We start from the raw sequence: 25902 nt of genomic DNA, 5'->3' as shown, positions 1-25902 counted from the left end.
CGGCAATCGCCCCCGCGAGACAGGAGGCTCTCATGCTCGACACCTATCCGCAAGTCCGCCCCGGCCCGCCGCGCCCCTCGCGCATCCTGACGCCCCTGAACGTGCGGGCGCAAAGTGGCGAGGAACGGCACGAAATTCCGGGCATGGGTGCCTGGCTCATCCCCGTCGTCACCGGCGACAGGATCACGGTTCAGAACCCCGAGGGCGGTCAGGTGGCCGAGCTGGTGGCCGCTGACAGCCGGGGCCGCATAGACGCCGGCCTGATTGGCGCGACCGCCAATTCTGATGCACGCGGGCTGAAGGCGCTGCTGACAGGCAGCGGTTCGGGTATGGGCGGGTTGCGTCTGGGGATCGAACGCCGTGGCATCGACCTGACGAAAGCCGGTGCCGTGCAACTTTTCGGCACCGACACCCCGGCAGGAACCGAGGAAACCTTTACGGCACAGGCCGACGGTGTGCTGATCGTCGCAGCCCCTGGCACCGCGATGGTTCCGGGCGAACAGGATACCGCGACGCCCATTGTCGTCACCCTGCGCCGCAGCAGCCTGAAACGTGCACCGGGATTTGACCTGCCCGATCCGCTGGCCGATCCGGTGCTGGACCTTCGGGTGAAATCCGCCACCGCGCAGGCTTATTTCGTGAAGGCAGGCGACTATATCCAGATCCTTGATGTCGATGGCCGCCAATGCACGGATTTCCAGTGCTTTTCGGCCCGCAAGCTCGACAAGGGGCTGGAACATGCGCTGGACGTGACCACCTCGCGCACGCTGATGGGCCATGCCTATTCGATGCCCGGCCTGCATGCCAAATACTACGATCAGGACTGGCTGCCGCTGATCGAGGTGGTGCAGGATACCTGCGGCCGCCACGATGCCTTCGCCATGGCCTGCGCCTCGAAATACTATGACGACATCGGCTATCCGGGCCATGTGAACTGCTCTGACAATTTCAACGGCGCGCTTTCGCCCTATGGCGTGACGGCGCGCCCCGGCTGGATGGCGGTGAACCTGTTCTTCAACACCGCGATCGACGCCCATGGCGTGCTGATCTCGGACGAACCGTGGAGCCGTCCGGGCGACTACGTCCTGTTCCGGGCGCTGACCGATATCGTCTGCGTCTCGTCCGCCTGCCCCGATGATACCTCCCCCGCAAATGGCTGGAACCTGACCGACATCCATGTCCGTACCTATGACGGCAAGGAAAAGTTCAGCCGCGCCATCGCCTATCGACCGACCCCCGACGCGGAGCCGCGCATGACCAAGGAAACCGCCTTCCACGCCCGCACCGAGGCGAAAACCCGGCACATGATCGAATACAAGGGCTACTGGCTGCCGCAGGTATTCTCGTCCAACGGCACGCTGGAAGAATACTGGGCCTGCCGCGAAAAGGCGGTGGTGCTGGATCTGTCGCCGCTCCGCAAGTTTGAGGTCACCGGCCCCGACGCCGAGGCGCTGATGCAGTGGACGCTGACGCGCGACGTGAAGAAACTCAGCGTCGGTCAGGTGGTCTATTCCGCCATGTGCTATGAACATGGCGGCATGATCGACGACGGCACCCTGTTCCGTCTGGGCCGCGATCAGTTCCGCTGGATCGGCGGCGATGATTACGGTGGGGTCTGGCTGCGTGAACAGGCCGAAAAGCTGGGCCTTCAGGTCATGATCCGGTCCTCAACCGACCAGTTGCACAACCTCGCCGTTCAGGGCCCGAACAGCCGCGAAATCCTCAGCCGCTTCATCTGGACCCCGCCGCATCAGCCGACGGTGCAGGAACTCGGCTGGTTCCGCTTCACGGTCGCCCGGATCGGCGGCCCCGACGGCGCCCCGGTCGTGGTTTCGCGTACCGGCTATACGGGCGAGCTCGGCTTTGAAATCTTCTGCCACCCGAAAGACGGCGCCGCCGTCTGGGATGCGGTCTGGGAACATGGCGCCGACCTCGGCCTGCGTCCCATGGGCCTTGGCGCGCTGGATATGGTGCGCATCGAGGCCGGGCTGATCTTCGCCGGCTATGATTTCAGCGACCAGACGGACCCGTTCGAAGCCGGGATCGGCTTCACCGTGCCGCTGAAATCCAAGCAGGATGATTTCATCGGCCGCGAGGCGCTGATCCGCCGCAAGGAGCACCCGATCCACAAATTCGTCGGTCTCGACATCGACTCGAATGTCGATGTCGGCCATGGCGACTGCATCCATGTTGGCCGCGCGCAGGTCGGTGTCGTCACCTCGTCCATGCGTTCACCACTCTTGGGCAAGAACATCGCCCTCGCCCGCGTCGATGTCGCTCATGCGGCGGTCGGCACCGAGGTCGAGGTCGGCAAGCTCGACGGGCAGCAGAAGCGCCTGCCCGCGGTGATCGTGCCGCTGAGCCATTACGACCCCAAGAAAACCCGCCCGCAAAGCTGACGGCGATGCGCACGCCCCTGGATGATCTTGGCGGAGAGGAGGCGCTCAAGCGCCTCGTCAACCGCTTCTACGATCTGATCGAAACCGATCCCCAGGGCGCGCGGATCATGTCGATGCACTTTCAGGGCCATGGCCTTGCACATGTGCGCGAGGAACAGGTGAACTTCCTGTCCGGCTTCCTCGGGGGCCGGAAACATTACATGGAAAAGCACGGCCACATGAACCTGCGGCTTTTGCACGACCATGTGCCGATCACGGCGGGCGATGCCGAAGACTGGCTGGCGCTGATGGACCGCGCCCTTGCCGATTGCGGCCATGGCGGCGCAGGCGTGGACCGCATCCGTGCAGCCTTGCGCCGCGCGGCCACGGCGCTGGTCAACCGCACCCCAGAGTGACCTTTATCCTGGCATAAATATCCCCGCCGGAGGCACGCCCGAGCCGATCCGGTCGCAGCCCGGTCGGCGAGACGCAGGCGCGCGCGGCCCACCGGGCCGCGCTCAATTTAACAACGTTCAGTCGCGCGGCGGCATGGCCCCTGCCAGACCGCGCAGCCCGTTCAGCCGGCGCCGCTCGTCATGCGGGTTCACCCCGAAAGCCTCCGCATAATGCCGCGCCATGGGGGTGGAACTGGCGTAGCCCACACTCTGCGCAATCTCGGTGATGGTATCGGTAGAATAAAGCACCCGCTGCCGCGCCTTCTTCAACCGCATCAGGCGATAGTATTTCAGCGGGCTTTGCCCTGTCGCCTGTTTGAAGCAACGCTCCAGATGCCGTTCCGACAGATCCACCGCCGAAGCCACATCGGAAATCTGGATCGGGTCTTCGATATGTTCCGCGAAGATGCGGATCGCCTCCCGGATCGGGCCGGGCAGCATGTCATCGGTGCCGCCAAGCTTTGCCACCGGCACCTTCTGGCTGGCGTCCTCGTCCCGCACGAAGGGATGCTGGAACCAGCAAGCCACCTCGGTCATCGCGTCACGGCCCAGCCGCTCCTCGATCAGCCGCAGCATCAGGTCGAACACCGCCCCCGCGCCCGATACGGTATAGCGGCGCCGGTCGCGCAGGATGGCGCTGCCGCTGGCTGTGATCTCGGGGAATTCCGCCTTGAACGCCGCCTCGTAGCACCAGTGGACCGAACAGCGGTAGCCCTCCATCAACCCGGATCTTGCCAGCGGAAAGATCCCGCCGGAAAAGCCACCCAGCACGATCCCCGACCGATCCAGCCAGCGCAGCTGCCCGTAGGCCCGGCGCGGATTTTCAAACCGCGAAGTGGGGCTTGCCAGCACCATCAGGTAATCTAAGCCCTCGGCATCGGCCAGCGCCATGTCGGGATCAAACCGCACCTCGGCCGATGACCGGACGGGCGTGCCGTCCTCGCCCACCAGCCGCCACTGGAACTCGCGCCGCCCGGTGATTTCATTCGCCGCGCGCAGGGGTTCAATGGCCGAGGTCAGGCAGGCCATCGGAAAGCCCTCCATCAGCAGAAAGCCCAGTCGGGCCGGAACCGCAGCTTGTGCCATCATGCCCTCATTATTTTCGTTGAACCCATGATTTTTTCACTATAGTGAAACCAGCCGTTATTCGTAGAAGGTGCCTGATGACTGACAGTTCCACGGAAACCCCCGACGAACACGCCCTGCCCGACAGCAACGGTGCCGCGGCCCTGGCCCGGCTCAAGCCCGCCTTCGAACAAGACCCGCACCGTCTGCGCGAAGTGGCCGACCGCAACCTTGAGGCCGCCATCGGCCGCGAGGTCCGCGCCTTCCGCCGCCAGCAGGGGATGACCGTCGCCGATCTGGCTCAGGTCACCGGGTTGTCCATCGGCATGCTGTCGAAGATCGAGAATGGCATCACCTCGCCCTCTCTGACCACGCTGCAAATTCTCAGCCACGCCTTTTCCACCCCGATCACCAGCTTCTTCCGCCGGTTCGAGGAACGCCGCGAGGTCCAGCATGTGAAGGCCGGCGACCATATCGAGATCGAGCGGCGCGGCACCCGTGCGGGGCATCAGTACAATCTCCTCGGCCATATCGGCTCCAATTCCTCGGGGGTTCTGGTCGAACCCTATCTGATCACGCTGACCGAGGAATCCGACACCTTCCCCACTTTCCAGCATGACGGCGTGGAGCTGCTGTACATGCTGGAAGGCGAGGTGATGTATCGCCACGGCGACCAGCTGTTCCACATGCAGCCCGGCGACAGTCTGTTCTTCGATGCCGATGCCCCACACGGGCCGGAGGTTCTGGTGAAACTGCCGGCCCGCTATCTGTCGGTCATCTCTTACCCGCAGCCCTGAGGCAGCCTTACTCGTCGGGCCACCAGCCCGGCGAGGTCGGCGCGCCGTCGTCGAACTGCGACAGGTAATCCACCATCAGCGGCCGGTTGCGGATGAAGCCCTTGTAGGTCGCCAGCTCATCCGGCAGGTCACGCACGACGCGGTGCAGGCGGCGCGCCCATTTCGGCTGCGTCACCAGATCCTCGAAGCTGCACAGATAGCAGCGGATCGGGAAGGCAATGGCATTCGAGCGCGGCAGCCGGAACAGCGTCTGCAATTCCACCCGCAGATGCTGACGCTGGCCGATGTTGTCCTTCGTCAGCGTCGTCTTGCCCGGCCCCCATTTGGGATAATTCTCGGGGCTGGTGTCCAGCAGCGGATCGACCGTCATGGTCCAGTTGAAGCGCCGCACCGGCGCACCATGCTGAAGTTGCAGCAGGAATTTCAGCGCCCGGTCGAACACGCCCATCTCATGCGCCTTCGGAACCGGCGCGTGCCATTCGTGAAAGCTCATCCCGATGTCGAAATCCAGGCTCCAGTCGGCCTGGGTCGTCACCATGCCCGCCTCGATCCACAGATTGTCGTTACGCTGGTCCTGAAGCGTGAAATCGCCCTGCGCCTGCCGGGTGATGTATTCCATCGGCCCACAGGGCAGCGTGGATTCGTCGAGGAAGGTGAACTTCTGGTCGATGTTCAGCGGCCGGTTGATCCAGTGCCACTGATTGCCGTTCTTCGTCAGCGAAAACCACTGCGGATAATCCCGCGCGAAGCTTTCCATGATCAGCTCCAGCAGATCCCAGCCCGCCAGCGTCATATGCGGCAGCGACTGGCAGCGCAGCGGATCGTCGCGCAACACGCGGGCGCGGTCGCGCATCTCGGCCACATAATGCTCGTCCACATCGAACGTATGTTCGAAGACCGAGCCGGGACGGCCCGGCACATGCGGCTCCATGTTCACCGAATACATGTAGTCGTCTTCGGGGAACGGGAAGGGAAAGCGCTTGATGGCGCGCGGCGAGTTCTTGAAGGTGTAATCGCCGAAGAAGGTCTCATCGTGGAAGAAATCGTCGAGGCTCATCGCGGTCTCCTAGCGTTCCAGCACAAGCTTCGCGCCCTTGAAGCGCGAGACGCAGGGCATGATATGGCGGCAGCCCGCCTTCTGGTCATCGGTCAGCCAATGGTCGTTGTGCTCGATCTCGCCCTCGCAGGCGATGACATGGGTTTCACACTGGCCACAGGCCCCGCCCCGGCACAGATAGGGTGCATCGACCCCGGCCGCCTCGATGGCTTCCAGCAGCGATTGCGCGGCGCCGACGGTGATGGTCTTGCCGCTGACCGCCAGTTCCACGGTGAAAGGCACGCCGACGGGCGGGGCGAGGAATTCCTCGGAATGCACCGCCCCGGCAGGCCAGCCCAGATCGGCGGCGGTTTTCAGAACCCAGCCGATCATGCCCTTCGGGCCGCAGACGTAAAGATGCGTACCCAGCGGCTGCCCGGCCAGCAATGTGGTCAGATCAATCGCCTGCCCCTCGGCATCATAATAGCGGTGCACCCGGTCGCCATAGCGCGCCGAAAGCTCCGGCATATAGGCGCCCAGCTCGCGGTCGCGGGCGGCGTAATGCAGTTCGAACCGCGCGCCCATCGCATCAAGCTGCGCCATCTGCGCGAGGAACGGCGTGATACCGATGCCGCCCGCGATCATCAGATGTTTCTTCGCCCGCAGATCCAGCCCGAACAGGTTCACCGGCGGGGAAATCAGCATCTTCATCCCCGGCCGCACCTCGCGGTGCATATAGGCCGAACCGCCCCGCCCCGTATCGTCGCGCCGGACCGAGATTTCATAGCCCGAACGGTCGCCCGGATCGGACATCAGCGAATAGGGGTTCAGACGCCGGGTTCCGGCATCGTCCATTTCCACCACCGTATGCGCGCCGCCGGAAAAGCCGGGCATCTGCCCGCCGTCCTCGCGCACGAAGCGGAAGCGTTTGATCAGGCTGTTGACCTCGACCACCTCGGTCACGACGACCGGAATTTTCGCTGCCCCCACACTCATTTGAAACGCTCCTCGGCAGGCGGAACCTCACCGGGGTCTTCCGCGTCGATGTTCACGCCCTGAAAGGCGGCCAGACGGCGCGAGTAATGGTCGCGCACGAAAAGGTTCAGCCCGCAATGCGAACAGACGAAGGGATCGGTCGTCACATTCTCGGTGATGCCCTTGCAATGCACGCATTGCACCCGCCGGGCCAGCGAGCCGCGATGTTCGGTCTGCACCGCGTCATGCGGCAGCCCGGCCTCCATCGCGTCGCGCTGCACCTGCCCCATCAGGCTTTCGGTGCCGGTCGCATAGACCTGCAGGCCCATATGGCCGTCGCCCAGCACCTTGACGATGCGGGAACGGACCGAGGCATAGGTCGGCGCGCGGTTATACTGTCCGGCGCCCAGGGCGGCCATCGCCGTGCTCATGTCGGTGCCATTGGCGCCGGGGATATAGATCAGATGCGCTTTCGCTTTCATCTCGGGCGCCTGCGCGAACAGCGCCTCCACCGCCGCACCGCCCTCGCCGTCCGCCACGATCAGATGGCTGGAGCCGGGACGCGGCGACAGCACGCCATAGACGGGGCGTGACTTGATCGAAGGTCCGAAATCGGTCTTGCTCATGTGTGTCTTCACCTGCTGCTTTTACCTTGGGCCAAATATCCCCGCCGGAGGCTCCGCCGGCGCCGTTCGCGCCTGACGCCGGAGGAGCCGGGGGGATACCGGGGTTCAGCCCTTCGCGGTGCGGCGCTTCTTGTCGGGATCGAAGAACGGCATCGAATGGGTCGTCGCCCCGATCTCGCCATGGGTGGCGCAGTTGACGGTCAGCTTCGTCCCTTCATTGGCGCAATCGACCGGCAGACGGGCGATGGCCACCGTCCAGTCGTTCAGCGGCGAATACATCGCCTGCGTCACGACACCAACCTTCTGGCTGCCACGATAGACCGGCGCACCATTGCCGGGGACGTTCTTGCCTTCCAGCTTCAGACCCCAGATCTTGAAGCGCTCCTTGCCCTTCAGGCGGTAATGTTCTTCCGCCCCCCGGAAGCCCTGCTTGCCCGGCGAGACGGTGAAGTCCAGCCCCAGTTCCCACAGTGTATCACCGCCCGGCTGGTCGTCGAACGGATACATCTCGGAATTGTCATAGGGGAAGAACAGCAGGTAGCTTTCGGTCCGCAGCATATCCAGCGTGGTGAACCGGCAGGGGATGATCCCCATGTCGGCGCCTTCTTCCAGAATGCGATCCCAGACCATCGGCGCATCCTGCCCGCGCACGAACAGCTCATACCCGCGCTCGCCGGTGTAGCCGGTGCGCGAGATCATCGCGGGCTTGCCGAACAGCGAGGTCTGCATATGGCTGAAGTAGCCAAGCTGGCGAATACCCGGCACATGCTTTTCCAGATAGTCCACCGCCAGCGGGCCCTGCAGCGACAGGTCGTGCAGGTTGTCATCAAAGCGGATCGCGACATCGCGGCCGGTGGCGGCCATGGTCAGCTGTTCGTGCCCCTGACCGGAGCCATGCACCACCATGAAGGCATTCGGGCCGGTGCGGTAGATCACGCAGTCGTCGACGAACTTGCCGCCGTCGTTCAGCATGGTCGCATAGACGGACCGGCCGGGCATGATCTTTTCGACGTTCCGGGTGGTCGCGCGTTCGATCACATGGCTGGCTGCCGAGCCGGTGATATGGACCTTCTTCAGGCCCGACACATCCATGAGTCCGGCCTTGGTGCGGATGGCCATGTATTCGGCATCCGGGTCGCCTTTTTCATAGGACCAGGCGGTGCCCATCCCGCTCCAGTCTTCAAGGTTGGAGCCGAGCGCGCGGTGCCGGTCGGCGAGCGTCGAGAAACGCCACGAATTGGTCATGCAGTCCTCCTGTCAGAGCCTGTTCTTGATGGTTGGCAACAGTTGAAACCGACTCGCCCCCAAAATCAACAATCTTGTGCAAAAAACTTTCCTGCTAGGTAATTTTCCTGTCGGCTGCCCCTGAACAGGTCGGAAATGGAAAAGGCGGGGCAACCGCCCCGCCTTCCCGCAGACATGCCTGCCGCTTATTCAGGCAGCTGGAAGAACCAGTTGGCCCACAGCACCACGCAGACCCCGGCGATCAGGGCGACATAGGGCAGTATCCCCGCCTTGCGCTCGCCCAGTTCGCCCTCGGCCAGACCCAGATCCTCGTAGGCTTCCTTCGGGAACTTGCCGCCGTCCTGAACGTAATGGCGGAACCAGAACACCGGCAGAATCAGCGCCGCGAAGATGGCACCCGAGATCAGGGCATTGGAGTAGCCCCAGACCTTCGCCCCGGCCCCAAGGAACAGCGCGTTCACGAAGGCAAGGCAGGTGTTCACCCCGATCAGCAGGGTCGGCGCCTTCCACGGGCGTTCCATGTGACCCGAGTCGATCCGGTGAATCCAGCCCGCGTTCAGGTTCAGGAAGTTGAAGGTGATGTAGCCTACGTTCGAGATGGCGAGGACGTAGAAATAGCCCGTCGCATCCGAGGCCAGCGCCAGAAGGAAGACGTTGAAGCCAAGGTCGGTCCACATCGCGCTGGTCGGCGCGCCGTGCTCGTTCACATGCCCCAGATAGCGCGGCAGCCAGCCATCGCGCGAGCCCTGATAGAGCGTCCGCGAAGACCCCGCCATGGCGGTCATGATGGCCAGGAACAGCGCGAGGATCATCAGGATCACGAAGATCTGCGTCACCACGCGGCCCCCGCCGACCATGCCCCCCAGCGCCTCGCCGATACCGGTGCCATCCACGATCCCCGGTGCCAGCATGCCACTGGTGCCCAGGACGCCCTGGAAGGCGAAGGGGATCATGAAGAAGAACACGATGCACAGCAGACCGGAATAGAAGATCGCGCGGAAGGTATCGGTCCTCGGGTCCTTGAACTCGGCCGTGTAGCAGACGGCGGTTTCAAAGCCGTAGGTCGACCAGGCGGCGATATACATGGCCCCCAGGAACAGCGTCCAGCCACCGATATCCCAGGCGCCATCCTCGCCCGAATAGGCGGCGGTCGGCGGCACGATGTTGGTGACGTTCATGCTGTCGATCGCGCCGGTCAGGATCGGCACAAGGCCCACCAGCAGAAGCGGGATCAGCACGATCAGCGCCATCACCTTCTGCGATTTCGCAGTCGAGGCGATGCCCTTGTGCTGGATCGCGAAGATGATCAGCATGAGGATCACACCGATCACGAAGGTCGAGTTGAAGTGCAGATTGCCCAGCCCCGGAATGCCGATGCTGAAGGCTTCCCAGTTGCGGAGCGCAGGCGTCAGTGCGGCAACCGCATCCTCCGCCGTCTTGCCCGCATTCGCGGCCATCCAGTCCAGCACGACCTGGCTGTCTGCCGCGGGAATGGGGAACAGCGCGTTGAGGATGTAGCCTGCCGCGATGGCACAGCCCAGCGACAGCACCGGCGACCATGCAAACCAGTTGCACCACACCGACAAGGGCGCAATCAGCTTGGAATAGCGCAGCCACGCCGTTGCCCCGTAGACGGAGGCCCCGCCCGATTTGTTGCCGAACATGCCGGCCATTTCCGCGTAGGTGAAGCTTTGCAGAAAGCCCATCACCATCGAGATCATCCAGACGACGAAAGCCGCCTTACCGGCCACGCCTGCAATCCCGCCGATGGAAAACAGCACCAGCGGCGGCACACCTGCCGCCACCCAGAAGGCGCCTTTCCAGTCAAGTGCCCGAACGAGTTCGCCCGAGCCTTTCTCCTGAGCCATGAGAATACTCCCTGTTCCCTGTTTCGCCCCGGCGCCTCGCATCTTGCGTGCGATCCTTCGGCCGGTTCCTGTAAGCAGCCGCCCCGATGCGGGGCGGTATCGACTTTCGTCCGATCCGGCGGGCAGCTCCCTGCCCGGCCGCGCGGTTTGCACAGATTGTCGCACCCCGACCGCCGCACAAAGCGTTTTTTGCTTTAGATGAAAATTTTTTTCTTCGACTCGCCAAGCGCGTGAGGCGCGCAGCAATGGCACGCCCGAAAAAACGGCAGCGGGATTGTCCTATGATGCGGTTTCGGCACCTGCGCGCGCGGCGGTAGCCTGCCGGTTGGCATGGCGCCAGATCTCGAATCGAATCCGCGCGCGGCGATAGGCATCCATGATCGCCATGGCCCAGACGAAAAAACCGCCGGCAAAGCGGCCGACAAAGGAGATGTCGGGTCCGGCGGTGAAGGCCGTGAAGCCGCCCAGAAGAAAGATGAAGAACAGAAAAATCAGCCCGCGCTGCGGCTCGCCGTTCCAGACCTGCCCCGCCCCTGGAAGCACGATGGCGGCGGCCAACACCTTGCGCGGCTCGGGCGGCGGCGGGGTCAGGCGCATTTCCGCATCCCTTCGCGCAGGATATCGGCCCGGATTGCCCGCAGCCGCGCCACAAGGGGCGAGAGGGCGTGCGGCGCCAGCGGCTCCTGCCCGAGTTCGGCCTCGCGGAACAGCAGATAGCGGCCACGCTCCGCCTCGTCGGCCAGCCAGACGATCCGCAGCCCCTCCGGCGCGAGAACCAGTTCCTTCACACGCGGATCATCGAACAGATCCAGATGCAGGCGCAGCAGGGCGGCCTCGTCCGCAGTCAGCGGTGCCTCGCTTTTCAGCATGGCATCGGCCGGAAATCCGGGCGGCAGAGCCGTCTGCACCGGAAGGCGCGCGATGTTGGAGAAAGGCTCCACCCCGCGCGGACGGGTCATCAGATGGATGCGCTGCGACAGCGGCAGCGGCTCCAGCGCGGTAACCAGAAGCCACAGCGCGGGCAGTTTGCGGAAGGTCAGGCTGTCAGGCACGACCTGAAGGTCCAGCTCAAGCCCGCCCATCCGGCCTGCTACACGGGGAAAGCCGGTGGGTGCCCTGCCCCGCCGCGCGCCCTCAAGCCCCGGCAGGACGGCATCGAAATACCCTGCCCGCGTGGCTGCGCGGACAGAGGCGGCGGCGCGCAGACGGAGGGCCAGCCAGACCAGCCCCCCGCCCAGTGCCAGAACCAGAAGTCCCAGCGCCATCAGTACCCCCGCGGCTTCGGCCAGGGCATGGTGAACTGCGCCCCCCGGTTGACGAAGCGGTAGCGCCAGAAGTGGAACCACAGCGACACGACGATATAGAACACGATCATCGCCACCAGCTGCGTGCCATAGCCAAGGAACACTGCAAAGAAGGCCAGACCGCAAAGCCCCAGCAGCACCATGGCAGGCAGCGGATGGAACGGATGTTCATAGCCCCGCTTGATGGTGTCGAGCGGCCATTTGCGGCGGAACAGGATGATGTTCAGCGGCATGAAGGTGTATTCCAGCAGCCCCGACAGGATCGAGAAGGTGATCACCTGATCCAGCGGCGCCCCCAGCGCGAAGATCAGGGCGATTGGCACAAGGAAGATGATCGCGCGATAGGGCGTGCGGTATTTCGGATGCACCGCGCCGAACCAGCCCGGCAGATACTTGTCGCGCCCCATGGCGAACCATGCGCGGCTGGCATCATTGATGCAGCCGTTGGCCGAGGCCAGCGTGGCAAACAGCGTGCCGATTCCCAGAAGCACCATCAGGAAGGTCGACCCCGACAGTCGCGCCGCGTCGAACAGCGGCACGCCCGACTGGCCAAGGTATTCCCACGGCATCAGACCCGCGCAGACATACCATGTCAGCGTGGCGGCGATGGCCAGCGTCATCACCCCCGCCAGCGTGCCGAAGGGCAGCGCACGTGCGGGGCTGCGCACTTCCTCGGCGGCCTGGGTGGTGCCCTCGATCCCGAGGTAATACCACAGGCCGAAGTGCATCGCCGCCAGCACGCCAAGCCAGCCATAGGGCATGGCCGCCTGCCCCGACATCAGCGCCGCGTGATTCATCTCGCCCACACCCAGAATGCCCGAGGTGCTGAGGAAGAGGATGATAATGGCGGTGAAGGCGATGGCGGTGATGACAAGGTTGAAGGTCAGCGTCGCCAGCACGCCGCGATAGTTCAGCCATGCAAGGAACATGATCGCGAGAATGATGAAGGGCCGCTGATCCAGCCCGCCCTCGTGCCCGCTCATCGTGGCGACGGTATCGACGAGGAAACCCACCGTGATCGCATTTGCGGCTTCCAGCATCGTATAGGCGAAGACGAGGTAAAGGCCGACGTTGAAGGCCATCAGCGGCCCGACGATGTGTTTCGCTTGAGTATACTGCCCGCCGGCGGCGGCGACGGTCGATGTCACCTCCGAATCGATCATGGCGACACAGGTATAAAGAATGCCCGCGAACCAGCAGGCCATCAGCGCCGCATAGGCCCCGCCTTTGCCGACGGCAAAGTTCCAGCCCATGTATTCGCCGACGAGAACGATGCCGACCCCCAGCGCCCAGACATGGGCCGGGCCCAGCACCCGGGCAAGGCCAACGTGTTCGGTTGTATCCGTCTGTGCCATGTTACCCCCGGTGGCTTTCTTCGGTCATGGCCTCCAGCTCGCCTTCGCGGGAGGAAGTCAGCATGTCTTCCGAATAGGTACTGTCGGTCCTGATCCAGTCGATCACGATGAACAGCCCGAACAGCGCCGAGGCGCCCCAGGCTGCAAGTTCAAGAACGTCCCAAAGATCCATCGCTTATTCCTCGAACTTCTCGGCGATCACCTCGCGGTATTCCTTTTCGGAAAACCGCAGCAGGATCGCGTAATAGCCCACGATGACCACGATCATCGCCAGCAGCGCCCCGACGGAGAAGCTGTAGTCGAATCGTGCGGTGATCATCTCGGCGGCAGAGGCGGCATCGGCGAAGCCGAGCTTTTCCCACTGCGCCACCATGGTCTCGTTCTGGCCAAGGCTTTCCCAGGTCGGATTCTCGACTGCCGTCGAGGTCACGGCAGATCCGGCCAGCCCCATCCACAGCGGGATGTAAAGCGCACCGATGGCCATGATCAGCAGCACGATCACGTCGATGATCTGGCCAAGCTTGCCCTGCGTCGGGGGGGTATAACGCGCCATGTCTTAACGCCCCTTCGCATCGCGGGCGGCATCAAGGAACTTGATGTCCAGCCCGTACATGAAATCGCGGTCCTCGCGGTAATGGCGCAGCATGGCGAGGATGGCAGCGGTATTGAACAGCAGCACGATGGCACCGCCGATCAGAAGAGTGATACGCGCACCGCCCGTGGGGGCCAGCGCCCAGGTGGCCAGCGCCACAAAGATGATGGAGAACCAAAGTCCCAGAACGAAAGCCCAGGCAACCATCACGTCGCGACGGTGCATGGTCTCGATCCGTCTCGTCAGATCAGACACGTCAATTCCTCCCTGTTTTTCCCCTTTCAAGCGCCGGTCGCGCGGGGCGAGCTTTTCTGTCCGGCAATTATTTTTTCCACGAGGAAACACTCCCTGCGACATTCTGTCAAGAAAACCATCGACAGATGCGAACAACGCCCAAAAATTGATCAATCACTGGATTTCAGGGCGGTGAATGCGACGACAATCTTGCCATTTCCGCCCTTCATTCCCCCGGATGAAAATTTGTTTCTTACCAGTTGAAAGGTGAAAAATCCGGTGCTAGCGTGATGGAAATTCGCCCATCAAGGAGTCGACACCATGTGCGGTATTGTCGGACTGTTCCTGAAGGACCCCAAGCTGGAGCCCCGGCTTGGCGAACTCCTGACGGATATGCTCATCACCATGACGGATCGCGGGCCTGACAGCGCCGGCATCGCGATCTATTCGCGCGGGAAGGATGGCCATGCCAAACTCACCGTGCAATCGGCCGATCCCGACCGCGATTTCGCGGATCTGGCCGACAAGCTGGGCAAGGCTATCGGAAGCCATGTCCGGCTTGCGCAGAAAGACACCCATGCGGTGCTGGATCTGCCCTCCGACCGGCTGGAAGCGGCGCGCCATGCAATCCGCGACATCGCCCCGAATGTGAAGGTGATGAGCGCCGGTGAAGGCATTGAAATCTACAAGGAAGTCGGCCTGCCCAAGGATGTGGCCGCCCGCTTCGACGTGGCCCACATGCAGGGCACCCATGGCATCGGGCACACCCGCATGGCCACCGAATCGGCCGTGACCACCATGGGCGCGCACCCGTTCTCGACCGGGTCTGACCAGTGCCTCGTGCACAATGGCTCGCTGTCCAACCACAACGGCCTGCGCCGCGAGCTGATCCGCCAGGGCATGACCTTCGAGACGCAGAACGACACCGAAGTCGCCGCCGCCTATGTCAGCCACAAGCTGAAGGAAGGCCAGAACCTCGGTCAGGCGCTGGAATCGGGTCTCGACGATCTGGACGGCTTCTTCACCTTCGTCGTGGGCACCAAGGACGGCTTCGGCGTCGTGCGCGACCCGATTGCCTGCAAGCCCGCCGTCATGGCCGAAACCGATCAGTATGTCGCTTTCGGTTCCGAATATCGCGCGCTGGTCAACCTGCCGGGCATCGACAATGCCCGTGTCTGGGAACCGGAACCCGCCACCGTCTACTTCTGGGAACGCTGAACATGCAGACATTCGACCTCGCCGCGCAGGGCCTGCGCGCGCTGAACCAGACGCTTCACGGCCTGAACGGCACCACCAACCAGACCGAATGGGAAATCGTGAACCCCAAGGGTTCACATGCCATCGCGGTGGGGCTGGATGCCCCCATCGACGTGACGGTGAAAGGTTCGACCGGCTATTACTGTGCCGGTATGAACAAGCAGGCGACCGTGCGGGTGAAGGGCTCTGTCGGCCCCGGCGTTGCCGAAAACATGATGTCGGGCACCGTCATCGTGGATGGCGACGCCTCGCAATATGCCGGTGCCACCGGCCGCGGCGGCCTGCTGGTCATCAAGGGCAATGCGGCCTCGCGCTGCGGCATCTCGATGAAAGGCATCGACATCGTGGTGCATGGCAACATCGGCCACATGTCCTGCTTCATGGCGCAATCGGGCAATCTGGTCGTGCTGGGCGATGCCGGGGACGCGCTGGGAGACTCGCTCTACGAGGCCCGTCTTTTCGTGCGCGGCAGTGTGAAATCGCTGGGCGCCGACTGCATCGAGAAAGAGATGCGCCCCGAACATCTGGAGCTTCTGGCCGACCTGCTGAAGCGCGGCGAGGCCGATCATCTGGCCAAACCCGAAGAGTTCAAGCGCTACGGCTCTGCCCGCAAGCTCTACAATTTCAACGTCGACAATGCGTCGGCCTACTGAGGCGCCAGAATGACCGATTTTCCGCATACCCCGCCCAAGCAGAGCTGGACCTTCTCCAACGATGTGAACGCCGAAATCCGCCGCGCCGCGGCCACCGGCATCTATGACATCCGGGGCGGCGGCTCCAAACGGCGCCTGCCGCATTTCGACGACCTGCTGTTCCTCGGCGCTTCGATCTCGCGCTATCCGCTGGAAGGCTACCGCGAGAAATGCGCCACCGACATCTGGCTCGGCACCCGTTTCGCCAAGAAGCCGATCCACCTCGACATCCCGATCACCATTGCGGGCATGAGCTTCGGCGCCCTGTCGGGTCCGGCGAAAGAGGCGCTTGGCCGTGGCGCCAGCGAGGCCGGCACCTCGACCACCACCGGCGACGGTGGCATGACGGAGGAAGAGCGCGGGCATTCGAAAACGCTGGTTTATCAATACCTGCCCTCGCGCTATGGCATGAACCCCGACGACCTGCGCCGCGCCGATGCGATCGAGGTCGTGGTGGGTCAGGGCGCGAAGCCCGGCGGCGGCGGCATGCTGCTGGGCCAGAAAATCTCCGACCGCGTGGCCATGATGCGCAACCTGCCCAAGGGCATCGACCAGCGCTCGGCCTGCCGCCACCCCGACTGGACCGGGCCGGATGATCTGGAGATCAAGATCCTTGAGATCCGCGAGATCACCGAATGGGAGAAACCGATCTATGTGAAGGTCGGCGGCGCCCGCCCTTATTATGACACCGCGCTGGCCGTGAAGGCCGGGGCCGATGTCGTGGTGCTGGACGGCATGCAGGGCGGCACCGCCGCCACGCAGGACGTGTTCATCGAAAACGTCGGCATGCCGATCCTCGCCTGCATCCCGCAGGCGGTGAAGGCCCTGCAAGACCTCGGTATGCACCGCAAAGTGCAGCTCATCGTCTCCGGCGGCATCCGCACCGGCGCCGATGTGGCCAAAGCCATGGCGCTGGGCGCTGATGCCGTCGCCATCGGCACCGCGGCCCTTGTGGCCCTGGGCGACAACGACCCGGCGCTGGAGGCCGAGTATCAGAAGCTTGGCACCACCGCCGGTGCCTATGACGACTGGCACGAGGGCAAGGATCCCGCCGGGATCACCACCCAGGACCCGGACCTCTTCAAGCGGTTCGACCCGATCCTAGGGGGGCGCCGGCTTAAGAACTATCTCAAGGTGATGACGCTGGAAGCCCAGACCATCGCCCGCGCCTGCGGCAAGAACCATCTGCACAACCTCGAACCCGAGGATCTCTGTGCACTGACGATCGAATCCGCCGCCATGGCAGGCGTGCCGCTGGCCGGGACCAGCTGGATCCCCGGCCGCAACGGCGGCTTCTGAGAATAAAAAGATAGAACAGGGAGTTAAATGATGGTGAAAGACCTTGCCAAATGGGCAAAGGACAAGGGCGTCAAGTATTTCATGATCTCCTACACCGACCTCTTCGGAGGGCAACGGGCCAAGCTCGTTCCGGCGCAGGCGATCAATGACATGGCTGAAGACGGAGCCGGCTTTGCCGGCTTCGCCACTTGGCTGGACCTGACCCCCGCCCATCCCGACATGATGGCGGTCCCCGACCCCGAGGCGGTCATCCAGTTGCCCTGGCGGCGCGAAGTCGCCTGGGTTCCCGCCAATTGCGTGATGGAAGGCAAGCCGCTTGCCCAGGCCCCGCGCAACGTGCTGCGCCGTCTGGTCGACGAGGCCGCCAAGGAAGGCCTGCGCGTCAAGACCGGGGTCGAGCCGGAGTTCTTCCTGCTGACCCCGGAAGGCGACCAGATCTCGGACCCGTGGGATACCGCGGAAAAGCCCTGCTACGACCAGCAGGCGGTCATGCGCCGCTACGATGTGATCGCCGAAGTCTGCGACTACATGCTGGAACTCGGCTGGGAAGCCTACCAGAACGACCACGAGGATGCGATCGGCCAGTTCGAGATGAACTGGAAATACGATGACGTGCTCGCCACCGCCGACAAGCACAGCTTCTTCAAGTTCATGCTGAAATCGGTGGCCGAAAAGCACGGTCTGCGCGCCACCTTCATGCCGAAACCCTTCAAGGGCCTGACCGGCTCGGGCTGCCATGCCCATATCTCGGTCTGGAGCCTCGACGGCAAGAAGAACGCCTTCGCTGATAACAGCAAGGAACTGGGCCTCAGCGATCAGGGCCGCCACTTCCTCGGCGGCATCATGAAGCACGCCTCGGCGCTGGCCGCGATCTGCAACCCGACGGTGAACAGCTACAAACGCATCAACGCGCCGCGCACCTCCTCGGGCGCGACCTGGGCGCCGAACACCGTCACCTGGACCGGCAACAACCGCACCCATATGGTGCGTGTCCCCGGCCCCGGCCGGTTCGAGCTGCGCCTGCCCGATGGCGCCGCAAACCCCTATCTGATGCAGGCGATCATCCTTGCCGCCGGTCTGGACGGTGTGCGCACCAATGCCGATCCGGGGCGTCGCTACGACATCGACATGTATCAGCAGGGCCATACCGTGAAAGGCGCGCCGAAACTGCCACTGAACCTGCTCGATGCGCTGCGCGAATACGACAAGGACAAGACGCTGAAATCGATGATGGGCGAGGAGTTTTCTTCCGCCTATCTGAAGCTGAAGCAGCAGGAATGGAACAGCTTCGTCTCGCATTTCTCGCGCTGGGAACACGAGAACACGCTGGACGTCTGATCCCGCGCAAAACCTGTCTCCGGCCCCGGCACCCTGCCGGGGCCGCAGTCATTTCCACAGCCCAGCCAAACGCCCCGCCAGACGCCCCCGCCCCTTGCTTCTTGCCCAAATACTCAAAACGCCTCCCTCCCCACCACCACACCGGCCGGATTACCGCACCGCCGGATCCGCAGGCCATGGCAATGCCGGCCCACGGGGCTCGATGCCCCGTGGGCCGGCACCCGGTTTCAGGACAGCGCAAAAGAAAACCCCGGAGCTGCCTCCGGGGTCCAGTTCTGCGGGTGAAAGGGGGTTCAGTTCCGCAGATAACTTTCCATGCTGTCCTCCAGCGCATCCTTCCAGGGCGTATGGTGGACAGGCGCCATGGAGCCGGTGATGACCGAGCGATAGGCGTGATTGCGGAAGCCCATGATGTCTTCCTTCTTGTGGTCCTTCCACTCGAAGAAGGCCTCGCAGGCGCCGTCCACATCAAAGGACGGGTAATCGGTCTCGGCGATCAGTTCCTTGACGTAATCGCCCTGATAATGGATCGCGTCATGCGCATCCTGACCGGCATCCTCGCCGGCCACGCGCGCCTCGACATCCTTCAGCATCGTGGCCTTGTCGGTCGGCACGGCGATGCGGCCCATGATGGCATCGCGCACCCACCAGGCCTGGGCGTCGAACATATTGAAGGTGAACCACTGGTCCTGCATGCCGACGTAGAACATCTTCGGATTGTTCACCCAGACCACGCCCTTGTAGAGGTCAGCCGCCGCCAGCCGGTTCGCGGTTTTCAGGCGCAGGTCATCCGGCAGGAACGGGAAGTGGTGCTTGTAGCCGGTGCAGAGGATGATCGCATCGACTTTCCTGGATGTGCCATCGGCGAAATAGGCGGTGGTTTCATCCACCCGCTCCAGCTTCGGCACTTCCTTCCAGTTTTCGGGCCATTTGAAGCCCATCGGCGCGTTGCGATAGGCGACCGTGATCGACTTCGCACCATATTTCCAGCATTGCGAACCGATATCCTCGGCCGAATAGCTCGACCCCAGCAGCAGAAGATCCTTGCCCGCGAATTCGCGCGCGTCGCGGAAGTCATGGGCATGCAGAACGCGGCCGTTGAACTTGTCGAACCCCGGATATTCCGGCACATTCGGCACCGAGAAATGGCCTGAGGCCACGACCACATTGTCGAATTCCTCGTCATACATCCGGTCGTTTTCCAGATCATGCGCGGTGACGGTGAAGGTGCCCTTCGCCTCGTCATAGCGCACCATGCGGATCGTGGTGTTGAAGCGGATCCAGTCGCGCACGCCAGCCTTCTTCACCCGGCCCTCGATATAGTCGAACAGCACGGCGCGCGGCGGATAGCTGGCGATCTGCTTGCCGAAATGTTCCTCAAAGGAATAGTCGGCGAATTCGAGACCCTCTTTCGGGCCGTTCGACCAGAGGTAGCGATACATCGAGCAATGCACCGGCTCGCCATGCTCATCAAGTCCCGTGCGCCAGGTGTAGTTCCACAGCCCGCCCCAGTTGCCCTGCTTCTCGAAACAGACGACTTCGGGGATATCCGCCCCTTTGGCCTTGGCGGACTGGAAGGCGCGGAGCATGGCAAGACCCGAAGGCCCGGCTCCGATCACGGCGACACGTTTGGACATATGGCTCTCCTTGCTGGTGCGCGGGGCCGCTCTGGCCCTCGTTGCCTGATAGCTAAAGAGATTCTGCCCTATGTGTCAAATATTCTTCCTGTCAGGAAATTCAAATCTGTCGCATCGCCCAAGTTTTCGGCAATATTTGACCGCTGCCGGCAAGGGGCCCGGCCCTCGGGGGCATCGAGCCCCCTCGTGCCGGCTGCCGCGGATCTGGCCCCGACGACCGTGTCAATATGCCCAGGGGGACTGCCCGTCCCCTCCCGCCTGCGAGGCTCACACCCGAGACATTTTCGCCAGGATGAAAGCTCAGGCAAGGCCCTTGAGGAAGGCGGTCAGATTGGCGCCCAGCTTCGGTTGCAGGTAGCCGCCTTCCTGCACCACGAGGAGGCGCAGGCCGGTGGCGGCGATGTCGGCCGCGATGCGGGTGAAGCCTTCGGTGGTGATCTTCAGGCCCTGAAAAGGGTCATCCTCATGGCCGTCGAGGCCCAGGGCAATAACGATGACATCCGCGCCGAAAGCGTGGATGCGGGCCAGCGCCGTGGCAAGAGCCGCGCGGTAATCGGCGTCGCCCGTGCCGCGCGGAAGCGGAAGGTTGAGATTGTAGCCCAGCCCCTCGCCTTCGCCGCGTTCCTGCGCGGCGCCCCAGAAGAACGGATAGAAGCGGTCAGGGTCGGCGTGCAGGCTGACGGTCAGCACGTCGCGGCGGTGATAGAACATGCCCTGGGTGCCATTGCCGTGGTGCACGTCAACATCAAGGATCGCCGGGCGCAGGCCCTTGCGCAGCAGCCATTCAGCGGCAATGCCGGAATTGTTGAGGAAACAAAAGCCCCCCGCCAGATCGGCAAAGGCGTGATGCCCCGGCGGGCGGCAGAGCGCATAGGTGGTTTCACCTGCGAGCACGGATTCAGCACCGCTCAGCGCGGTCTGGGCCGACCAATAGGCCGCCTCCCATGTGCCAGCGGCGATGGGACAGGCGGTATCGGCCTGATGCCATCCAGCTTGCCCCACGGCGGATTTCGGATAATTGGCGCTGCGGCGGTCAGGGTGGATATTCGGAATGACCTCGTCCGCCGCACCCTCGATCCGTTTCCAGCGCGGGTGGATGGTTTGCAGGAAGGCGAGGTATTCGGCCGTATGCACCGCCGCCAGCGGCCCCATGCCGAAATCGCGCGGTGGCGCGAAGCGGGCGCCTGCCGCCTCGGCCCCGGCTTTCAGCACTGCGATGCGTTCGGGCTTTTCCGGGTTCGGCAGGCGCGTGCCGTTTGCCATGAACATCTGCGGGTCATGCCCGACCTGCCGGTCATCGAGAAACGCTTTCATACTGCCTCCAGGGCCGCGCCTTCCAGCGTCAGCCAGATTTCATCGGCTTTCGGGGTGAACCCCAGCCGGTCATAGAAGACCCGCGCACGCGGATTATCGTCATAGACGGCAAGGCGCAGGAAGCTGGCCCCGAATTCTGCCTCGGCCCGGTTACGAACGGCGGCAAGCAACTGGCGGCCCAGCCCCTGCCCGCGCGCCTCTGCCCCGACCCAGAGGTCAGAGACATAGGCCCCCATCCGCCCCCGCGTGGTGGAAAGGAACGGCGACCAGAGCGCTAGGCCGTGATCGGCCAGCTCGGCACGGATCGCACCGCTGGCAAGGGCGGTAGCCACCTGCGCCCCGGTCGTGCGGAACGGATCACCCATGTCGGCGGCCAGAGCTTGCAGACCCGCCATGACCCTTGCGGCATCTTCAACCGTCGCGGCGCGGATCATGCGTAGACCTGCCGTCCCTTCAGGCCCAGCAGTGCGCGCGCCTCGTCGGGCGTGGCGGGACTGCGGCCCAGCGCCTCGACAATGCCGCGCACCTTTTCAACCTGTTCGGCGTTGGATTTCGCCAGTACGCCTTTCGAGAGGTAAAGGTTGTCCTCCAACCCGACGCGGACATGCCCGCCCATCGCCGCCGCGATAGCGGCGAATTCCATCTGCCGCCGTCCCGCCGCCAGCACCGACCATTCGAACTTCGGAAACAGTTTCTGCGCTGTCTGGTGCAGGTGGATCAGATGCTCGGGTTCTGGCGCGATACCACCCAGAACGCCCATGACAAATTGCAGGAAGATCGGCCCGTCAACCAGCCCGCGGTCAACGAAGTGGCGCAGCATGTGAAGGTGGCTTACGTCATAGCATTCAAACTCGAACCTTGCGCCGCGTTCGGTGCCCATGCGCTGCAAGACGCCTGCGATGTCGCGCGGGGTGTTCTTGAACACCAGATCGTCGGAGGTGCGCAGGAACGGCTCTTCCCAGTCGAACCGCCAGTCGCGGGGTTTCGCAGCCATGGGATAAAGCGCGAAATTCATCGACCCCATGTTGAGACTGCACATTTCCGGCGCGAAAGTCAGTGGCGCTTCCAGCCGCTGATCCAGCGTCATGACTGCCGAGCCGCCGGTGGTCATGTTGAGAACGGCATCGCAGGCGTTTGAAATCGCAGGCAGAAAGCCTTGCCAATGCACCGGGGAGGCAGAGGGCCGGCCCGTCTCGGGGTCACGGGCGTGCAGGTGCAGGATCGCAGCACCCGCCTTGGCCGCGCCGATTGCCTCCGCCGCAATATCCTCGGCCCGGAACGGCAGATAGGGCGACATGCTGGGTGTGTGGATCGAGCCGGTGATAGCGCAGGAGATGATGATCTTCATGCCAATGCTCCCGCATGAGCATCCGCGAACCCATCCAGCGCACGGGTCAGTTTCTCCATGATCTCGTCCACCTGTGCCTCGGTCGTGATCATCGGCGGGCAAACGAGGAAATGGTCACCCTCATAACCACCGCGCGTGCGGCGGGAATAGATGATCAGCCCCTCGGCATAGGCACGTTCGACCAGATCATCGAAGGCCTTCATTTCGCGCGGCAGTGGCGCCATTGTTTCGCGACCGGCAACAAACTCGAAGGCCAGCAACAGCCCCTCACCCCGCACATCACCAATGAAGCCATAGCGTTGCATCAGGTTCTTCAGGCGTTGTTTCAGAACAGCCCCCACCTTGCTCGCGTTGCCCATCATATCCTGCCGCTCAATCTCGGTCAGCACGGCAAGGCCCGCCGTGCAGGCCAGCGGATTGCCGGCATAGGTATGGCCGTGCAGGAAACCGCCCGCATCCTGCACCGCCTGCACGATGCGATCCTGCGCGATCATGGCACCAAGCGGCGCATAGCCCGCACCGAAACCCTTTGAAATCGCAATGATATCCGGGGCCACGCCCCAAAGGTCGCCGCCAAGGAAGGTGCCGACGCGGCCGCCGCCGCTCATCACCTCGTCATGGATCAGCAGCACACCGTATTTGTCGCAGATCGCGCGCACCGCCTGCATATAGCCCGCGGGCGGCACCAGCGCGCCGGTCGAGGCGCCGCCGACGGGTTCGTGGATGAAGGCCAGCACTGTCTCTGGCCCCTCGGACAGAATGCGGTCCTCCAGCATCGCCGCGTAATGCGCGCCGGTGGCGGGGTTATCCATGTCCAGACCGTCAAGATAGGCGCGCGGCGCGGGGATCTTCGGCATCTCCACCATCATCGGGCGGAACGGATCGGTCAGCGGATCGTACCCCGTCACCGACAGCGCCCCCAGCGTCGATCCGTGATAGGACGGGAAGCGCGAGATCACTTTCCACCGGCTTGCCTCCCCGGTGACCACCGCATATTGCCGGGCGAGCTTCATCGCGCTTTCCACAGCCTCCGACCCGCCGGAGACGAAGAATACCTTCTCCATCCCCTCCGGGCTGAGCGCGGCAACCTTTGCGGCCAGTTGCTCACCCGGTTCGGTTTCGAAATGCAGCCGGTAGCCGAAGGTGGATTTGTCCATCTGCGCCCGCATCGCAGCCAGAACGGCAGGGTTGGAATGGCCGATATTGCTGACCATCGCGCCCGACGATCCGTCAATGAACCGCCGCCCGGAAGTATCCCACATGTAGATCCCTTCGGCACGGTCCAGCACGGGCCGCGCAGCAGTGGAAAGGTAGAACAGGTGGCTCATCATCAGTCTCCGGGCGAGGTTCACCCTGAGGATGGCGCATGGCACCGCATTCTCCAAATGGATTGTTTTAATCCGCATCATTGATACAGTGAATGACATGCGTCTCAGCCCCGCCGAAAAGCTCGCCCGTGACCTCGATTGGAACCTGCTGCGGGTCTTTCTCGCGCTGGCAGAGGCCGGGTCGGTAACGCGGGCGGGCGAAAGGTTGGGGCTGAAGCAACCCTCGGTCAGCCAGGCGCTGAAACGGCTGGAGGAACGCACCGGCCACCGGCTGATCGACCGCAGCGCGGGCAGTTTCACCCTGACGCCCGAGGGCATGGCCCTGCTGGCCGAGGCGCAGGCCGTGCGCGCCGCCATCCTGCGCGGGGCCGAGGCGATGGCAGAAGCCTCGGGCGCAGTGGCGGGCGAGGTCACGCTGGCACTGGCCTCGCATGTTGTCTCGCCCCTGCTGGACGCGGCTTTGCGCCGGTTTCACGCGGCCCACCCCAGGGCCACGCTGTCCATCGACATCCTGCCCTCACGCGAGGCGCTGACACGACTGGCCGAGGGCCAGGCCAGCCTTGCCATCTGTCTGATGACCGATCCGCGCAGCGATCTGCAAACCGAAGTGTTCTATCGCGAGTTCTTCGGTCTGTTCTGCGGGCCGCCGCACCCGCTTTATGCCCGGTCCGGCCTGACACTGGCGGACCTCGCGGGCCACACCGCCGTCAGTTTCCAGACCGATCGGATGGGCGATGCGCTGGCCGCCGTGACTGAACTGCGCCAGCGGGCCGGGCTTTCCGGCCCGGTCGGCCAGTCCACCCATCTGGAGGAGGTGCGGCGGATGATCCTTGCGGGCCTCGGCATCGGGCCTTTGCCGTTGCATGTGGTGGAGGAGGATCTGCGCGCCGGGCGCCTGTGGCGCCTGCCGCCGCAGGACGATCCGCCCGCCATCGACGTCTATCTGGCCCGCAACCCGCGCGCACGACGGAACCGGGCCGAGGCGGCGTTTCTGGCCATCCTCGATACACTTCTGGCGGAAACCCCGCCCGAGCAGCGCATCTACGGCCCCTGATCCGCCACCGGGCTAAGCCCCGCGCAGCCGCGCCCTTTCGCGCTGCAACCAAAGCGCCGTCACCAGCAGCGGCCCGTTGTCCACCTCACCCGAGGTGACCAGCGCCATGAATTCCTTGAAGCCGACCAGATGGCCGCGGATATCTTCCGCCTCGCCCTCGACGCCAAACACGCCCTCCACCCCGTCGGGCAGATCGCAAAGCGCAACATAGGAATAGAGGTATTCGCTTTTTGCCCCCGGCGAAGGGTAATAGGCGCCCACTTTCTCCAGCGCGCCCAGATGCAGGCCCGCTTCTTCCACCGCCTCACGCCGGGCGGCCTGTTCCGGCGTCTCGTCCGGGTCGATGCGTCCTGCGATGGCCTCCAGCAGCCAGGGCTGCGGATCGCCCCGCCCGTAGGGACCGGCGCGGAACTGTTCGATCAGCAGCACCCGGTCGCGCACGGGATCATAGGGCAGCACCGTCACCGCATCGCCCGAGACAAAGACCGCGCGGTTGATCTGTTCACTCATGCGACCGTCAAAGCGGCGATAACGCAGATCGTATTCTTCGATGGCGAAGAAATTGGCATAGGGCTGGCGAAAGCGGTCAACCACCACATCGCCCGCCGTCGCCCGATGCCGCCGCGTGACCGGCGGCGCCTCGACGGCCCGCAACCGGCTGGCGCCCCGCACCAGCATCAGCCGGTAACGCCGCACCACCTCGGC

25 protein-coding genes and 1 pseudogene are annotated in these 25902 nt (G+C 63.8%); 8 read left to right on the top strand and 18 right to left on the bottom strand.

The window, feature by feature from the left end; genetic code table 11:
• The first annotated feature begins 32 nt into the window (after nucleotides 1-32).
• Both AO684_RS01690 and AO684_RS01685 read left to right on the top strand, forming a co-directional pair.
• A complete protein-coding gene (locus AO684_RS01690) occupies nucleotides 33-2399 on the top strand; it encodes a DUF1989 domain-containing protein (protein WP_054301016.1) in 2367 nt (788 codons plus the stop codon).
• A 5-nt stretch (nucleotides 2400-2404) separates the two neighbouring features.
• Nucleotides 2405-2794 carry a cyanoglobin gene (locus tag AO684_RS01685; protein ID WP_054301015.1) on the top strand — a complete coding sequence of 130 codons (390 nt, stop codon included), beginning with the start codon at nucleotides 2405-2407 and terminating at the stop codon, nucleotides 2792-2794.
• Nucleotides 2795-2911: 117 nt separating this feature from the next.
• Here AO684_RS01685 and AO684_RS01680 read toward each other — a convergent pair whose 3' ends face one another.
• Complete coding sequence (locus AO684_RS01680) at nucleotides 2912-3919, bottom strand: GlxA family transcriptional regulator (protein WP_054301070.1); 1008 nt, start codon at nucleotides 3917-3919, stop codon at nucleotides 2912-2914.
• Between the two features lie 77 nt (nucleotides 3920-3996).
• On the opposite strand from AO684_RS01680, the gene AO684_RS01675 reads away from it, so the two are divergent.
• Complete coding sequence (locus AO684_RS01675; RefSeq protein WP_082400637.1) at nucleotides 3997-4695, top strand: helix-turn-helix domain-containing protein; 699 nt, start codon at nucleotides 3997-3999, stop codon at nucleotides 4693-4695.
• A gap of 7 nt (nucleotides 4696-4702) precedes the next feature.
• Here AO684_RS01675 and AO684_RS01670 read toward each other — a convergent pair whose 3' ends face one another.
• The 11 genes from AO684_RS01670 to AO684_RS01625 all read right to left on the bottom strand — a co-directional run bounded on the left by AO684_RS01670 (nucleotide 4703) and on the right by AO684_RS01625 (nucleotide 13951).
• Entirely contained in the window at nucleotides 4703-5752 is a 1050-nt protein-coding gene (locus tag AO684_RS01670) for a DUF3445 domain-containing protein (RefSeq protein WP_054301014.1), read from the bottom strand.
• A gap of 9 nt (nucleotides 5753-5761) precedes the next feature.
• Nucleotides 5762-6727 (bottom strand): PDR/VanB family oxidoreductase, encoded by a 966-nt coding sequence (locus tag AO684_RS01665; protein WP_054301013.1) that lies wholly within the window; start codon nucleotides 6725-6727, stop codon nucleotides 5762-5764.
• Nucleotides 6724-7332 (bottom strand): dimethylamine monooxygenase subunit DmmA family protein, encoded by a 609-nt coding sequence (locus tag AO684_RS01660; protein ID WP_054301012.1) that lies wholly within the window; start codon nucleotides 7330-7332, stop codon nucleotides 6724-6726. Before AO684_RS01660 ends, AO684_RS01665 begins: the two co-directional genes overlap by 4 nt.
• 105 nt (nucleotides 7333-7437) lie before the next feature.
• A complete protein-coding gene (locus tag AO684_RS01655; RefSeq protein WP_054301011.1) occupies nucleotides 7438-8577 on the bottom strand; it encodes an aminomethyltransferase family protein in 1140 nt (379 codons plus the stop codon).
• A 185-nt stretch (nucleotides 8578-8762) separates the two neighbouring features.
• The gene (locus tag AO684_RS01650; protein WP_054301010.1) at nucleotides 8763-10445 is read right to left on the bottom strand and encodes an APC family permease; all 1683 of its coding nucleotides are present in this window, start codon (nucleotides 10443-10445) and stop codon (nucleotides 8763-8765) included.
• A 279-nt stretch (nucleotides 10446-10724) separates the two neighbouring features.
• Nucleotides 10725-11042 (bottom strand): hypothetical protein, encoded by a 318-nt coding sequence (locus tag AO684_RS01645; protein WP_054301009.1) that lies wholly within the window; start codon nucleotides 11040-11042, stop codon nucleotides 10725-10727.
• Complete coding sequence (locus AO684_RS01640) at nucleotides 11033-11710, bottom strand: hypothetical protein (protein ID WP_054301008.1); 678 nt, start codon at nucleotides 11708-11710, stop codon at nucleotides 11033-11035. The genes AO684_RS01645 and AO684_RS01640 overlap by 10 nt, the downstream gene beginning before the upstream one ends.
• Nucleotides 11710-13104 (bottom strand): APC family permease, encoded by a 1395-nt coding sequence (locus AO684_RS01635; protein WP_054301007.1) that lies wholly within the window; start codon nucleotides 13102-13104, stop codon nucleotides 11710-11712. Before AO684_RS01635 ends, AO684_RS01640 begins: the two co-directional genes overlap by 1 nt.
• 1 nt (nucleotide 13105) lies before the next feature.
• Nucleotides 13106-13276 (bottom strand): hypothetical protein, encoded by a 171-nt coding sequence (locus AO684_RS21960; protein WP_170120537.1) that lies wholly within the window; start codon nucleotides 13274-13276, stop codon nucleotides 13106-13108.
• A gap of 3 nt (nucleotides 13277-13279) precedes the next feature.
• On the bottom strand, nucleotides 13280-13657 hold the full coding sequence (locus tag AO684_RS01630) for a hypothetical protein (RefSeq protein ID WP_054301006.1): 378 nt from the start codon (nucleotides 13655-13657) through the stop codon (nucleotides 13280-13282).
• A 3-nt stretch (nucleotides 13658-13660) separates the two neighbouring features.
• A complete protein-coding gene (locus AO684_RS01625; RefSeq protein ID WP_082400635.1) occupies nucleotides 13661-13951 on the bottom strand; it encodes a hypothetical protein in 291 nt (96 codons plus the stop codon).
• 300 nt (nucleotides 13952-14251) lie between these two features.
• On the opposite strand from AO684_RS01625, the gene AO684_RS01620 reads away from it, so the two are divergent.
• Genes AO684_RS01620 through glnT form a run of 4 tightly spaced genes read left to right on the top strand, consistent with a single transcriptional unit; the run spans nucleotide 14252 to nucleotide 18516 of the window.
• On the top strand, nucleotides 14252-15148 hold the full coding sequence (locus tag AO684_RS01620) for a glutamine amidotransferase family protein (RefSeq protein ID WP_054301004.1): 897 nt from the start codon (nucleotides 14252-14254) through the stop codon (nucleotides 15146-15148).
• 2 nt (nucleotides 15149-15150) lie between these two features.
• Nucleotides 15151-15840 (top strand): GXGXG domain-containing protein, encoded by a 690-nt coding sequence (locus AO684_RS01615; RefSeq protein ID WP_054301003.1) that lies wholly within the window; start codon nucleotides 15151-15153, stop codon nucleotides 15838-15840.
• Nucleotides 15841-15849: 9 nt separating this feature from the next.
• Nucleotides 15850-17178, top strand: a complete 1329-nt coding sequence (locus AO684_RS01610; RefSeq protein WP_054301002.1) for an FMN-binding glutamate synthase family protein — start codon at nucleotides 15850-15852, stop codon at nucleotides 17176-17178.
• 30 nt (nucleotides 17179-17208) lie between these two features.
• Entirely contained in the window at nucleotides 17209-18516 is a 1308-nt protein-coding gene (gene glnT / locus AO684_RS01605; protein ID WP_054301068.1) for a type III glutamate--ammonia ligase, read from the top strand.
• Nucleotides 18517-18809: 293 nt separating this feature from the next.
• Here glnT and AO684_RS01600 read toward each other — a convergent pair whose 3' ends face one another.
• From AO684_RS01600 to AO684_RS01580, 5 genes are all read right to left on the bottom strand, one after another.
• Entirely contained in the window at nucleotides 18810-20153 is a 1344-nt protein-coding gene (locus AO684_RS01600) for an NAD(P)-binding domain-containing protein (RefSeq protein WP_054301001.1), read from the bottom strand.
• Nucleotides 20154-20453: 300 nt separating this feature from the next.
• Nucleotides 20454-21467 carry a histone deacetylase family protein gene (locus AO684_RS01595; RefSeq protein ID WP_054301000.1) on the bottom strand — a complete coding sequence of 338 codons (1014 nt, stop codon included), beginning with the start codon at nucleotides 21465-21467 and terminating at the stop codon, nucleotides 20454-20456.
• Complete coding sequence (locus AO684_RS01590; protein ID WP_054300999.1) at nucleotides 21464-21901, bottom strand: GNAT family N-acetyltransferase; 438 nt, start codon at nucleotides 21899-21901, stop codon at nucleotides 21464-21466. Before AO684_RS01590 ends, AO684_RS01595 begins: the two co-directional genes overlap by 4 nt.
• The gene (locus AO684_RS01585; RefSeq protein ID WP_054300998.1) at nucleotides 21898-22815 is read right to left on the bottom strand and encodes a 3-keto-5-aminohexanoate cleavage protein; all 918 of its coding nucleotides are present in this window, start codon (nucleotides 22813-22815) and stop codon (nucleotides 21898-21900) included. Before AO684_RS01585 ends, AO684_RS01590 begins: the two co-directional genes overlap by 4 nt.
• Entirely contained in the window at nucleotides 22812-24143 is a 1332-nt protein-coding gene (locus AO684_RS01580; protein ID WP_054300997.1) for an aspartate aminotransferase family protein, read from the bottom strand. Before AO684_RS01580 ends, AO684_RS01585 begins: the two co-directional genes overlap by 4 nt.
• Before the next feature lie 97 nt (nucleotides 24144-24240).
• On the opposite strand from AO684_RS01580, the gene AO684_RS01575 reads away from it, so the two are divergent.
• Nucleotides 24241-25197, top strand: coding sequence for a LysR family transcriptional regulator (locus AO684_RS01575; protein ID WP_054301067.1), 957 nt, complete (start codon nucleotides 24241-24243; stop codon nucleotides 25195-25197).
• A gap of 12 nt (nucleotides 25198-25209) precedes the next feature.
• Here AO684_RS01575 and trgB read toward each other — a convergent pair.
• A pseudogene (gene trgB, locus AO684_RS01570) lies at nucleotides 25210-25902 on the bottom strand (tellurite resistance ADP-ribose pyrophosphatase TrgB); the annotation flags it as partial.

This window comes from Gemmobacter sp. LW-1 (assembly GCF_001303875.1).
GTDB lineage: Bacteria > Pseudomonadota > Alphaproteobacteria > Rhodobacterales > Rhodobacteraceae > Gemmobacter > Gemmobacter caeni.
Note: the sequence above shows the minus strand (reverse complement) of the source record. Positions and strands in the feature narration are given on the sequence as shown.